This is a genomic window from Paenibacillus sp. FSL K6-1566, from assembly GCF_038050475.1.
GTDB lineage: Bacteria > Bacillota > Bacilli > Paenibacillales > Paenibacillaceae > Paenibacillus_AQ > Paenibacillus_AQ lactis.
On sequence record NZ_JBBOSR010000001.1, the window covers coordinates 3,828,892 to 3,841,502 of the forward strand.

General features: G+C 45.6%; 10 protein-coding genes. 2 read left to right on the forward strand and 8 right to left on the reverse strand.

The window, feature by feature from the left end; translation table 11 throughout:
• Positions 1-272: 272 nt before the first annotated feature.
• From NST08_RS16815 to NST08_RS16840, 6 genes are all read right to left on the reverse strand, one after another.
• Complete coding sequence (locus NST08_RS16815; protein WP_341342025.1) at positions 273-1,595, reverse strand: DUF4179 domain-containing protein; 1,323 nt, start codon at positions 1,593-1,595, stop codon at positions 273-275.
• Positions 1,549-2,124, reverse strand: coding sequence for an RNA polymerase sigma factor (locus NST08_RS16820; protein WP_341342026.1), 576 nt, complete (start codon positions 2,122-2,124; stop codon positions 1,549-1,551). The genes NST08_RS16815 and NST08_RS16820 overlap by 47 nt, the downstream gene beginning before the upstream one ends.
• A 184-nt stretch (positions 2,125-2,308) precedes the next feature.
• Positions 2,309-3,007, reverse strand: coding sequence for an ABC transporter permease (locus NST08_RS16825; RefSeq protein ID WP_007131923.1), 699 nt, complete (start codon positions 3,005-3,007; stop codon positions 2,309-2,311).
• Positions 3,000-3,923 carry an ABC transporter ATP-binding protein gene (locus NST08_RS16830; protein WP_341342027.1) on the reverse strand — a complete coding sequence of 308 codons (924 nt, stop codon included), beginning with the start codon at positions 3,921-3,923 and terminating at the stop codon, positions 3,000-3,002. The genes NST08_RS16825 and NST08_RS16830 overlap by 8 nt, the downstream gene beginning before the upstream one ends.
• 178 nt (positions 3,924-4,101) lie before the next feature.
• On the reverse strand, positions 4,102-5,037 hold the full coding sequence (locus tag NST08_RS16835; RefSeq protein ID WP_213614032.1) for a sensor histidine kinase: 936 nt from the start codon (positions 5,035-5,037) through the stop codon (positions 4,102-4,104).
• A gap of 2 nt (positions 5,038-5,039) precedes the next feature.
• Complete coding sequence (locus NST08_RS16840; protein WP_007131920.1) at positions 5,040-5,735, reverse strand: response regulator transcription factor; 696 nt, start codon at positions 5,733-5,735, stop codon at positions 5,040-5,042.
• A gap of 312 nt (positions 5,736-6,047) precedes the next feature.
• Here NST08_RS16840 and NST08_RS16845 point away from each other — a divergent pair, with 312 nt between their 5' ends.
• Complete coding sequence (locus NST08_RS16845) at positions 6,048-6,218, forward strand: hypothetical protein (protein WP_007131919.1); 171 nt, start codon at positions 6,048-6,050, stop codon at positions 6,216-6,218.
• A 227-nt stretch (positions 6,219-6,445) separates the two neighbouring features.
• Here NST08_RS16845 and NST08_RS16850 read toward each other — a convergent pair whose 3' ends face one another.
• Both NST08_RS16850 and NST08_RS16855 read right to left on the reverse strand, forming a co-directional pair.
• Positions 6,446-7,216 (reverse strand): class I SAM-dependent methyltransferase, encoded by a 771-nt coding sequence (locus NST08_RS16850; RefSeq protein ID WP_341342028.1) that lies wholly within the window; start codon positions 7,214-7,216, stop codon positions 6,446-6,448.
• 358 nt (positions 7,217-7,574) lie between these two features.
• Entirely contained in the window at positions 7,575-8,978 is a 1,404-nt protein-coding gene (locus NST08_RS16855) for an outer membrane protein assembly factor BamB family protein (protein WP_341342029.1), read from the reverse strand.
• 511 nt (positions 8,979-9,489) lie between these two features.
• Between NST08_RS16855 and NST08_RS16860 the strand changes: the two genes are divergently transcribed.
• Positions 9,490-12,570 carry an FIMAH domain-containing protein gene (locus tag NST08_RS16860; RefSeq protein WP_341342030.1) on the forward strand — a complete coding sequence of 1,027 codons (3,081 nt, stop codon included), beginning with the start codon at positions 9,490-9,492 and terminating at the stop codon, positions 12,568-12,570.
• The last annotated feature ends 41 nt before the right edge of the window (positions 12,571-12,611 follow it).

Genomic DNA, 12,611 nt, shown 5'->3' on the forward strand with positions numbered 1-12,611 from the left:
CCAAGCACCTCCAACAAAGTGTTAATTCTGCTTCATGTGGTTTCATTATAGGCGCAAAAAGAAAGCGCTATCAATTTCGTGTTTTTTACAATAGTTTCACTTTTTTTACTTATTTGGTGTTTTGGAAGCTCTTCGAGCCAAGTATGCCTCTTTATGGTTTTATATTAAAAATAGAATAACCCTAAAGGGCAGCCATTCTCTTTAGGAAGTGACTAGCCTCTAGGGTTACAAACGTTATCCTCAAACCAAAGATGTTATAAAAACGTATAATCTTATTTTTTGCTATCTACAGGAATAGTTATCTTTTTATTATAGGTTTTTATATATTTGAATCCATCCAACAACAGGCGTTCCGGCTTATCCGATGTGTTAAATGAATACGTTTGCTCCCACAGAATGTTACCGTTGTTCAGATCCCAAGGCCGTGCAGCGGAAATTGATGATACGGGAACAACGTTCGACCCCACTTGTATGGATAAACTGTCCGTTTCCAAAATGATAAATTGCTTTCTGGCAATCACGATGTCATAACCACTGTCGGTTTTTGTTACACTGCGAATCCATAATTTTTCGCCGCCTATTCGGATGGATTGATCAGATGGAGAGACTAGCGAAATAGGTTCCTCTACTTTTTGATATCCATCGAAATTTTCGAGGACAAACTCGATGGTTTCAATTTTGTCGGTTGGAAGCACATCGAATTCAAGCTCAAATCCAGGGAATCCCGTGTTGGTGTAATTGCTCGATCTTCCTCCCCAGTACTCCACTTCGGTTCCATTCACCAATAGCTTTGTTTTAGCAAAAAACCATGGGTGTCCCTTATTCTCTAGTTCATAATGCCCTCTCACGATGGTTGAGGTTGGCGAGGCCGTAATGGTGTCATAGTGAATAGTTCCCTGATCCACAGCAACGGATTTTGAAATTTTCTGATTTATAATACTCTTCATTGCTTTATTTGCTTCAAATTTGAAGGAGATCGTAGAAGATGCCTGTTCCCCGTTATCCTGCCACTTACTGAAAGTCGCCGTTAATGTTCTGGAGAATGGACTAACAGGCTCGAATTTATACACTCCTTTGTATTGCGAGCCGTCTTTGCTATAATTTCCATATCCCGCTTTCGGATCCGAATCCGTCAAGAATCCGTGTAATTTATCCACGTTGTAATGAGATGAACGATCCTCGGGACCAAATCGAGTGCCTGCAGGGAAATCGATGGTGTAATACATTAAGAATGCATTATCGTCCGAAATGACACCATTGATGGTAATGACCGAGCCGTCGTCAAACTTTTTGCTTTTATTAACCGTTTGCCCGTAGCCTTGTTCCGCCACTTCTGAAAAGCTGAACGAGATCAACTCGTTTCGATCAAGCAGCTTCGCACCGTAATAAGCGAATGCAGGATATTGATACATACCGACAATCAGAATGAATGCTGCAGCAGCTGATGCAACCCATAGCAGAGCTTTATTCCTTTTTCTCGATTTGACGGGAACATTCTGAAGTGCATTCCGAAGTCTTCCCTCAAGTTCTGGTGGGGCTTGCACCCTATTAATGCTCTGCTTGTGCTCTTGTAATTTCTCCTCGATCGTTCTCATAACGATCACCTCCAATCAAGACTTTGAGCTTTTGGATTCCTTGTGACATTCTTGATTTGATGGTGCCTATTGGTACACCGGTCATGTCCGCAATCGTCTGGTATGACAGATCATGAACATATCGAAGCTCGATTACTTCCCGCTGCTTCGCATTAAGATGGGATAACAGCTCCTCCATGTCCATTGCAGACTCTGTATAGCGAAATGGATTATCGTCAGTTAATCCGGCAAGTGATGGCTCTTGATCCTCTTCCATAGGTAAATATCGCTTCTTTTTGCGAAGCAATGTTTTGCAACGATTGACGAGAATGGTTTTGCTCCAGCTGTAGAAGGCTCCGCCATTTTGCAGCTGATCGATCTTTTCATAAATGGATACAATCATGTCTTCCATGGCATCCATCGCATCATGCTCGTTTCCCATATATGAATAAGCAAGACGATAATAAGCGTCCTGATCGGCCATGATGAGTTGCAATAATGCTTCCTTGCTGCCTCTTTGGGCTTGTTTGACAAGACGGCTTATTCTCATGTTCCCCCTCCTTCCATAGATAAGAGTTGGCAAAGGCAATAAAAGTTCATTTTTGCATAAAAAAACTCCACAACCAGGTCACAGGATAGATCTTTCATCCCGAGAGAGGTTGCGGAGAGCGATTATCTGGTAACTGATTCGATGCATAATCGCAGTATACGAAAATCCGCCTAAGTCTTCATCGCTAGATATCCCCCACCTGATTCACCTTGGCAACCGACAAGTACACACTGGCCACGCCGATTAGACTCAGCACGCCATATAGCATATCCGTATTTAGCGTAATATGAAGCAGTCCGGTGAAGTTAGGGAACTGCGCAAGAAACACGGCGCAAATCACGGTCGGAATCACTGCCCGCTTCCATATTCCGAACAAAAACAGCGGAACAAAGCTGATCAGGGCGACAACGACGGAATGAACAATCGATCTGACCGTAAAGGCCATGAAGTCCTCCAGCGTTGGCTGTCCATGTATCACGTCGAATATCTGATCAATCACATAGGTGGTGATCCCGGACAGGACAAAGGATACAAGCGTGCAGAGGAAAACCGCCAGGAAGATAAAACACACTTTTGCCATAACCAGCTTCTTTCGGCTGATCGGATATCCAAAAGATAAAGACATCGTTTTATTCTTATATTCTTCGATAAACACATGATTAATCATGGAAGCGCCAAACAGAAGAAGTCCCATTTGAATCGGCAGCATCAGCTCTAACGCATTTGCATAGCTTTTTGAGAAATCCACAAAAGCCATATCAGCAAAGATAACTTTTATAAAGAAGGTTGGTAAAAACATAATAATTACCCAGTAGACAATCACTTCACCAATAACTTTTTTTTGATCTAATTTTCTCCACTCGAGCTCAATCAGTTTAGCCAACCTTACCGCCCCCTTGGATTTGATTATAAAAATAGTCCTCCAGCGTACTCGTATGCTTCTGGATCTCCTCGATTTCAATATCGTTCGATATCAACGTCTTTGAAATGTCGCTTGTGGATCGGTTCATATCATATATGCGGATCCTTGTGTCCTTTACGATTTTGATATTGGAAATTTGAAGATCATGCTCAAGCAAGTAGACCGTTTTCTGTACATTCGAGGTTACCAGTTCGATATAATCGGTACGCAGCTTCTGTATGTCCGCCAGTGCCACTTCATTTACCAGTTTCCCTTGCTGGATCATCCCGATTCGGTCAGCCATCTGCTCAATCTCGCCCAGGATGTGACTGGAAAGAAGAAACGTGATGCCGTATTCCTTGTTTAACATCCGGATCAATTCCCGCATATCTTTGATCCCGATGGGATCCAGCCCATTGGTGGGTTCATCCAGGACAATCAGCTCTGGCTTCGTAATCATAGCGCGGACGATCCCGAGCCGCTGCTTCATGCCCAGTGAGAAATCCTTCACTTTCTTGTCATCTATCCCGTGTAAATTGACCATATCCAGCGCTTGGGAAACTGCCTTTCGATCATAAAAGCCCAGATATTCGCAGTGGATCCGCAGGTTCTCCATCGCCGTTAAATGCTCGAAAAAAATCGGATACTCGATGATGCTTCCTACTCGCTTTAACCCGTCCTTTGCTGATTCCGTAAGCTTCTTGCCAAATAGCATAATCTCTCCGGATGTAGGGATGATGAGCCCGGTGAGCATTTTCATAATCGTCGTTTTACCGGCACCGTTTGGTCCTAGTAAACCGTAGGTTTCTCCTTTTTTTACCGTGAGATTAACGTTCGAAGTAATCGTTTTGCCTTTTACCGTTTTGGTGAGCTCATGGGTTCGAATGACTTCATTCATGCGAGCTTGATCCTCCCGTCTATAATCGTTCTTTGGATTACTTCTATCCTAAAGCAAAGAATGGATGATTTTTCTTACTCATTCCTTACAAGTTTCTTAAGTGAGGCTGGAATCAAATGTTGCATCCTGTAGTTCGTAAAAAAGAGGCGTTCAGACCGAACACCTCTCTTGGGAAGGACTAATATGACACTTGTTTAAAAACGCACGTAAACATCGTTTTCTCAAACGGTGTACTCGTTAACTGAATCGAACCCTTCATGGACTCCGTTAAACGTTTCGAGATGCTTAAGCCCAGCCCGCTTCCCTGGAATTGCGGATTTCGGGCATCATCTAGTGTGTAAAGTCTTTCAAACACGCGGTCCTGGTGGACTTCCGTAATCCCTTTTCCGCGATCCCACACATCGACAGCAACCGAATCTCCATCTTCCCGAAGAGTTAAACCAAACACGCCTCCGTCACTCCCATACCGGATCGAATTGGATATTAAATTGCTCAATATTCGATGCAGCGCTTGCTCATTGCCAAGTATGTAAAGGGGACGCTCCGGAATATCAAGCTCCACCCGAAGACCTTGGGATATCAACAGCTCATAAAACTCAAGCACGCTTTGGCGGCAAATCTCATTGAGAGAAATTTTGCTGAGCGGGATTTCATAGTCTTCCGATTCGATTTTTACAAGATCAAAAAATTGGTTAAGCAATGCAACCAGACTGTTCACCTTATCGTTGAGCCGCTGGATCATCTGCTTCCGTTCTTCTTCGGTGATCGATTCGTCATGGTTTAGCTTCTCGGCATACCCCAGAATTACCGTCAGGGGCGTCTTCAAATCATGGGACATGTTGGATATCATTTTCTTCAGGCTATCCTTGGTTCTGGCGTAATCCGCAATCACTCTTTGGTTGTAATCCAGAAGACGGTTCATTTGGATGAGCAAATGTTGAACCGCTGGCTGGTCGGTTTGGAGCAGCACCTTCTCGGCGGTTTGGTGTTCGATGATGTCCGCCATTTTGTTCGATATTTCCTGGATGTGCCGATTCCAATTTCTTCGGGAAACATACTGCCAAATATTCATCAGGAGCAGAACAGCAATCAATGCGCTTAGAAAGATAATCATGGTTACCCACCCAATTTATATCCGATTCCCCAAACAGTGCGAATAAATTGCGGGTTTGACGGATCATCCTCGATTTTTTCACGAAGCCTGCGGATATGAACGTTAATCACATTTTCATTCCCGTAATAATCATCTTGCCAGACAAATTGATAGATTTGCTCTTTCGTGAACACCCTGCTCTGATTTGTTAAGAACAGTTTCAAAATATGAAATTCCTTGAGGGTGAGTGTTATGTTCTGACCTCGGACCTGTGCAGTAAACGTACTTAAATCAAGGATGAGGTCCCTAAAATGAATCCGATCCTCTATTGGCTGACTTTCGGTCCGTATATATTGGGTTGCCCTGCGAATGGCAGCCTGCACTCTGGCGGTCAGCTCGATCATGGAGAACGGCTTGCTTAGATAATCATCTGCGCCAAATCCAAGTCCAAGCGCCTTATCGAGGTCGCTTCCCTTTGCGGAAATAATCACCACGGGAACGACGCTTTTTTCCCGGATCCGCTTTAGAACGTCCATGCCATTAACTTTAGGGAGCATTAAATCCAGCAAGACCAGGTCAAACTCTTCCTTGTCAATACAGGATTCCGCTTCCTCTCCGTCCATTGCAATAAGCACTTCATAGCTTTCCTGTTTTAAATGGCTTTCAATCAGCTGGCTGATTTCCCTATCGTCTTCGATAAGCAGAATTCGCTTCGGCATGTTACTCCCCCCAGGCACCTCTATACATCAATCGATCTTTGGGAACCCGCCGTAAAGCCCGGATTCGCTGCTCCCTCATCATTTAGCAAAAGCCATCCTGCAGGGATGGCCTTTAAATCCTGAAATATAAATTGAAATCAAAAAACGATGTAAATAGCTAAGTCTTTCCAAATGATAACAAAATGGAAAAAGTAAGTCTAGATTAGTTATGTTTATTCCATGAAATCGTTATTTCAGGGCTGCATAAGATCTCGCGATTTGGTGCAATGTAGTCATGCAGAGACTATAAAGATACAACTTGGAGGGAACCTAATGGCTACAAGCAGACAGCATCAAGAAGCGCATGGAATCGGACAAATCGAAGACCAGTTAAATGATCAAATGGAAGCAGCTGAAGAAATCCAAGGACAATCGAAGCTGGACCGAGAAATCGATAAAGCCGCTCGCCGTGATTCGGATCCATTGAAAGACGTTTCGAAGTAAACAGAGTCAGTCTGCAAATCCAACCCTATTCATTGAAATAAAAAATCCCATCTGGAGATCCTGATGGGATTTTTTTAGAGCTAAATTTCGAGATAAAAGTACAAATCCCGACTTTACGTGGGGGATGTACTTCCTATGAGCAATCTTTTAGATCTTAAGGCATCTATCAAAAAAGATCCAACCGTATTTACGACAGAAGGTCAATAATATTTGAGGCTTCAACCTTCTTAACGCTTCCGGCAGACACAAACCATAAGCGGACTATCGGCTTGGAATACACTTTTATCAAAATTTCCGTACATCTCTTCAAGCGTAAATCCGTTATAATATAATAAACTTTCAAGTTCTTGTGGATAAAAGTAACGAAGTGCAAAATTTTCTTCGGTAACCGTGACATCAGTCCCGGCCTTCCATCTCCGATTTGTAAACTTATAAAATTCCAACTGATTTCTATGATCATACTTGCGAAGGTACGTACTGCTGCATTGAAATCCTTCCTTATCCTCCCATGAACCTGAATCCCTTTCCGATTCATCGTCCACCGCTAAGCGCGAAAGAATGGGGTTGCGCGTTTCGAATGCAAATACGCCGTTTTGATCCAGATGTCTATGAATGCTTCTAAGCAAACCATCCACCGATTCTCTATCAAGAAAATGCTGGAATGAGTTACCGGTTGTGTAAATAAACCGGTACGTCCTACCCAATTCAAATTGTCTTGCATCAGCGTGGACCCAATTTATTGAGACATTTAGTTCGGCTGCCTTTCGCTTTGCAGCTTCTAACATTTCATACGTAATATCTATCCCTGTCGTATCATGGCCTTGTTGAGCCAAAGGGATTGTCAGCCTCCCTGTCCCGCATGCAACATCCAATACAGGGCCGCCGGAAAGATTGCTTAGGTCCAAGAAAAACTTGCCTTCCATGGTCTCATCCAAATCATTCAGCGCATCATAAGCTTCCGCGTCGCGATAGCCTTCTAAATTATCGAATGGTAACAATGAGCCGCTCTCCTTCCCCGATGGTTCAGCTGATCAAGGATTGATTCCATGACCCCATCCCCTCTTTCGGATTGCTTTACTAATATTAATTGCATACACATAGAATAGGCGGTTTCCTTGACTGTTTAAAGGAATAGAATGTATTTAATGGTTCTATCCACCCAGACCTGCATAGACAAATTGGGGAAGATCTAGTCCACTCGGGTTAACGCCGACAGAAGGCCTGTGTTACCTTATCTCTTTAAGAATATATGCCGATATCGTTCGCGACCTCGATTACGGTGTTGTGCGATATCCTCATTTCCAGTCCCTGTCATCAAGTGCGCTAAAAGATTATTTTTACATGGCTTCTCTTTGTTTATCTCAGCGATGCTGGTACTTTTACACCGAGGAGCTTGCCCTCCGCCTGGATTATGATCATACCGTTTGTCATTAGCGTGGATTCGTGTAAATCCGCACCCGTCTTTACTCTAAAAACCGGCTTTGCCGTCAACAAATTGATGCCAAGTAAAGTACCATTACGTTGAGCCCGATATATTCCTTTCCCATACACGTCAATCTGGGCAGCTGGTGCATCGCTGTTCCATCCAATCACTCTGCCATTCACAAGTTTGGAGCCGGCCAATCCGCCGGTATTTCTGTTCTTAAAAATCAACCGTTCCTGCACGAGCCCGATCAGCTCCCATTCTTCCCCATAGGGACGTTGAAACGTCCGTAGAGGAGCTAATCCTGTTTTATAGGCATCAAAATGGTATTCGGCCACTTTATCGCCTTGATCGATATATAACTTCCCTCCGGTCATAAACGAGCTACCTCCACCATACTGATATGGCGGTTCTCCCGACAGTTTCCAGTTATATTCGCGAGTACCCTTCTTTGCACCGGTTTTCAGGTTAAACACATTGACGATCAATTTGCGGTCCGGCAGCGACTGATAATCAAACAACAGTGGCGAGTAATAATCAACCGAATAGACAAGACCGTCTTTGACTTGAAGCGCATCTCCCTGACCGAAATCCTCCCATAGCTTCTTCCCCGTCTTCTTGTCATAAGCATTCAGTTGGATGGACGTGAGCGCGCCTTGGACAAGGAAAGTCCGAAGGACGACGCCATCCGCCTCATGTAAGTAATCTGTTCCGTTACCTTCTCCCGCCGGCTCGTTCATTTTCCAACGCAGCTTACCCGTTGCCTTATCCAATGCAAAGGTCATGCTCCCTTTGATCGCATACAGCGTGTCGGATGTCGGCACCAATGCCTCTGTTCCGTAACGTGCATCAATCAAGATGGATGTCTTCGACTGCCACTTCAATTTTCCAGTTTTCGCATTTACGGCGTAGGGCCTTTGATCTGCAGTTAGACCATAAATAACGCCATGATCATATACAAGATATGGTTTCAGGTCTTTGCCGTAGCTCCAAAGCCTTTTACCTGTCTTCGCATCGATTGCAATCAGCCTGCTCCCGGCGAATGTGAACACCTTGCCCTCTTCGGCAATGGCATGGCGTCCTGAATAGGCCTCATCCATTTTGAGATAGTTATCCACCTGAGCCGTCCAGGAAGGTTTCAGCTCGGGAACAGTGAGCACGGAAGAAGGATGCCAATTACGGATCGAAATATCTGCACTTTCTGCGTTCGCCTGCGAAGGTAGTATGGACATTGCGCCATGGATTGTAAGGGCTCCAGCGGCAATAACCGCGATTAGTCGCCGGAGGCGTTGAGGGCTTTTTTTGTTCGTTAATCGGTTGTTCTTCATTTTACGCATATGTGTCCTCCCATAGGTAACAGTTTCTTGTCACTAGACAATAAAACGCTTCATTAAAGGGAAAGGTTACATCCGAGTACCTTGATTTTATCTTCTATCGAACACTTACGATCTTCATCCCATACAACTGATATCTCGAAGGTTCCTTTTTCAAAGAAGAGAGGCAGTCTACCACAGATATTTTGAGCCGCCATTTGGTTTACCTCCATCATCTCGTTGACCTCTTATTTCGATAACGGGACGATATCTCCTGCAGTCCAGGTCTTGTAACTCTATGAGAGGATGTTTTGGGGTTTTGAGTTGATGATATCTCCGTCTATAAAAGGATGAACAAGTCCTTGAGGGGGTGTTGCCTCAGCGTTATTTATAGAAGACTTAAAGACGTTGACTTTATATATGGCCCCACCTATAATCTACTTAAATTTTTTCCCACGATGGAACCGGAAAGGAGAGAACAATCAACAACAATCAAATGGCTTCTCGAAATTGTCCATATAAAAGGAGGAAGTTCATGAATTCCTGGATAAAAAAAACGGCCATCCTGTTCGTTTATTCCATGAGTGTAAGCTCGCTTGCGCCTCTTGGCTCTGGATTCGCCCAGAGCACCCCCGAGATGGTCTCCAATTACTCACCCGTCATTAACAACGCGGGCTTTGAAGACTTGGGAAATGGCAGTGAAATTCCGGGCTGGACCTATTATTGGTCACCACTGACGGACGAATATTCCATCTCGGTCACGGACTCCAAAAGCTACGAAGGCAACTATGCTTTAAAGATGGTCGACGGAGGACCAAAATCACTGGGATTAATCAGTTCTTCCTTTCCGGTCACGGAAGGAACCAGCTATGTCTCCTCGGTGAAAACCTTGCTGGAACAGGGCTCGGTGGCGATGATTGTATACTACTACGATGCTCATCATAAGGAAATCAGCAACAGCCGCGCCTCCCTATCCTCCGTAAGCAGCGATTGGTTGGATCTTACGCATGAAGGCGTCGCTCCTCCCGGTGCCGTTACAGCCAAGATCATGCTGTACTCCGGAACTGCCGGGTACAGTACCGCCTATTTCGACCATATGACGGTGTCTGCAGCCACAGCAGCAGATGTACCCGTTGCCTTCGGAGATCCGATTGATCTGGGAGCAGCGACGAAAACGGTCAAAACCAGCGGGGCTGCGATGGCCAATGGTGAGGTTTACTTCGCAACCAACGGAACGCCTTCGACCTTTTACGCACTGGATGCCGCAACCGGCCAAGTCCTCTATTCCTCTCCGGTTCAAGGTGTGAACACGGTGTATGGTGTAGTATCCGGTTCCGACGGCAATGTATATCTATCCGGCGTGGAGAACGGCATGCTGTATCGTTATTCCCCTGCTGCGAAAACGTTGGAATCTGTAGGCGTCAATCCGTCGGAAAAGCTGGTCTGGGATTTGGCGGCCACCTCGGACGGCAAAATTTACGGTGCAACGTACCCAAACTCCAAAATCTTCGAGTATGATATTGCCTCCAATCAATTCCGTGATCTCGGAAGCGTTCGAGAGGATGTCATGTACGCCCGCGGTATTGGGGTGACAGACCGTTATATCTATGTCGGGGTGGGAAACCCTGCTTATTTATACAAGATTGATCGACAAACAGGTGAAAAATCTGAAGTGAAGCTTCCGAACTCCGGAGCCAATGACATGATCGCCGACATCTGGTCGTATAATGGAAAGCTGTTCGTACGTTCCGGCGCTACTACCCTGTTTATTTTGGATGAAGAGAGCGAAGAAGTGCTTCAATCTCTCCCTTGGCCTTCACCAACCCGTTTTGACAGTATGATCTCTCCTCCTTCCCCACTAGACCGTGATCTGGTGTATTTCCGGAACGTGGTGAACAGTGAACTGGTGACCTATAATACGGCGACCAATGAAATTATCCCTTTAGAGGGTGTCGTTCTGCCAAATTCAACGGTCCGGGCCTATGATTGGGTCACTCTGCAAACCGGGCATAAAGCCGGCAAAACCTTGCTGGCCATGGTAACAGAAAAGCTGGAATACGTGTTGTTTGATCCTGAAGATCAGGCGGTGGAGACGATCATGCCTGAAATTGAAGCCGAAGGCATTGATATTCAGAGCCTGGAGATGGGGCCGGACGGGAAACTGTATATGGGAGGCTTCCATACAGCCTTATCCATATTTGATCCAAAATCCAATGCCTATGAGCTGCAGGAACGTGTCTTTCCACAAATCGAAGGGATCGGATTTTTAAACGATAAAATATATTTCGGCACCTATGGAGGTGCTGTCATCTACAAATACGATCCATCCCAGCCGTACAAGAAAGACGTCAATCCTTCGCTCGCATTCAATATTGAGGATGGTCAGAGCAGGCCGTTCGCTTTCGCAACTGGCGAGGACCAGCTGTTCATCGGAACAATCGCCGACTATGGTCTCGTTAAAGGGGCATTGACTATGTACGATGAACCAACCGATACCTGGACCACCATTCCGGATATTGTGGAGAATCAAAGCGTGATGTCCGTTGCCTATAAAGACGGACTGGTCTATGGAGGAACAACGATCCATGGAGGCGGTGGCTCTACCCCCGCGGCTTCGGAAGCCAAAATGTTCATTTTTGATCCTAAAACCAAAAGCAAAGTCAAGGAATTCTCTCCTGCGATCCCCGGCATGGCATCACATCAGTTGATCGGTGACCTGAAGGAAGGGCCAGACGGCCGCTTGTGGGGTGTGACTTGGGGGAAAACAGCGTCAGGAACCACCGTATATTCCGTGTTCGCTATGGACGCAGCTTCACAGGTGATCGAAAAGAGCAAGCTGCTATATCCGAATACTCCGTCCGGAAGTACATGGAGACCTTATTTTCTCCGTTTTGGCGACGATGGTCTGCTCTACACCACGGTCGGACGTACACTAACGGTTATCAATCCGGAAACGATGGAATCCAAAAAAATAGCCGACAACGTCCATCTCATGACCTTGGCAGAGGATGGTGGAATCTATTATGCGGAAGGCTCCCATCTCAAGAAGCTCCCTGTCGCATTGAAAGAAGTCGCATTGAAGCTGGATACGTCGGTGCTCACTGCTGGAGAGCAGGCACAGCTTGCAATGAGCGGAACCCTGTTTAATGGAAAACCCGCAGACTTGGCTCAAGCTTCGATCAACTACACGAGCTCTGACGAAAGCATCATCACCGTGTCCGATTCCGGTTCCATTCAAGCGATCCGTGCAGGAAGGGCTGAAGTTCAAGCCGCGGTTGTTCTGAACGGTGTCAGCGTCCGTTCCAACTCGGTAGTGGTGGAAGTCCGTGCAACAGCGGAACAAGTGATGGAACAGCTTCAACAGGAATTCAATCTTCGCGCCGCTTCGGGAGAGATTCTGAAACCGCTTGAGAATCAATTGGCGAACAGCCTGAAGCAGACCGAACATCATTTACTCAAAAGACAAGTAGCCCAGGCCATTCACCATCTTGAGAAATTCACCCGAGATCTTGAGGATCCGAAAATGAATGCGTATATCACTCCGGCCGCAAAGGAGGCATTAGAGCTCCAGGCAGCCGAGCTGCTGGATACTTTAAATCAACAGCTGGACAGCTGAGAATCGGTGCTAAAAATAAGCCTAAACAGCGTGTACCGCAA

Excerpts from the sequence above, each read along its gene's own strand:
- NST08_RS16855 (WP_341342029.1), bottom strand. The coding sequence starts at position 8,978 with ATGCGTAAAATGAAGAACAACCGATTAACGAACAAAAAAAGCCCTCAA.
- NST08_RS16820 (WP_341342026.1), bottom strand. The coding sequence starts at position 2,124 with ATGAGAATAAGCCGTCTTGTCAAACAAGCCCAAAGAGGCAGCAAGGAA.
- NST08_RS16815 (WP_341342025.1), bottom strand. The coding sequence starts at position 1,595 with ATGAGAACGATCGAGGAGAAATTACAAGAGCACAAGCAGAGCATTAAT.
- NST08_RS16845 (WP_007131919.1), top strand. The coding sequence starts at position 6,048 with ATGGCTACAAGCAGACAGCATCAAGAAGCGCATGGAATCGGACAAATC.
- NST08_RS16840 (WP_007131920.1), bottom strand. The coding sequence starts at position 5,735 with ATGCCGAAGCGAATTCTGCTTATCGAAGACGATAGGGAAATCAGCCAG.
- NST08_RS16835 (WP_213614032.1), bottom strand. The coding sequence starts at position 5,037 with ATGATTATCTTTCTAAGCGCATTGATTGCTGTTCTGCTCCTGATGAAT.
- NST08_RS16860 (WP_341342030.1), top strand. The coding sequence starts at position 9,490 with ATGAATTCCTGGATAAAAAAAACGGCCATCCTGTTCGTTTATTCCATG.
- NST08_RS16830 (WP_341342027.1), bottom strand. The coding sequence starts at position 3,923 with ATGAATGAAGTCATTCGAACCCATGAGCTCACCAAAACGGTAAAAGGC.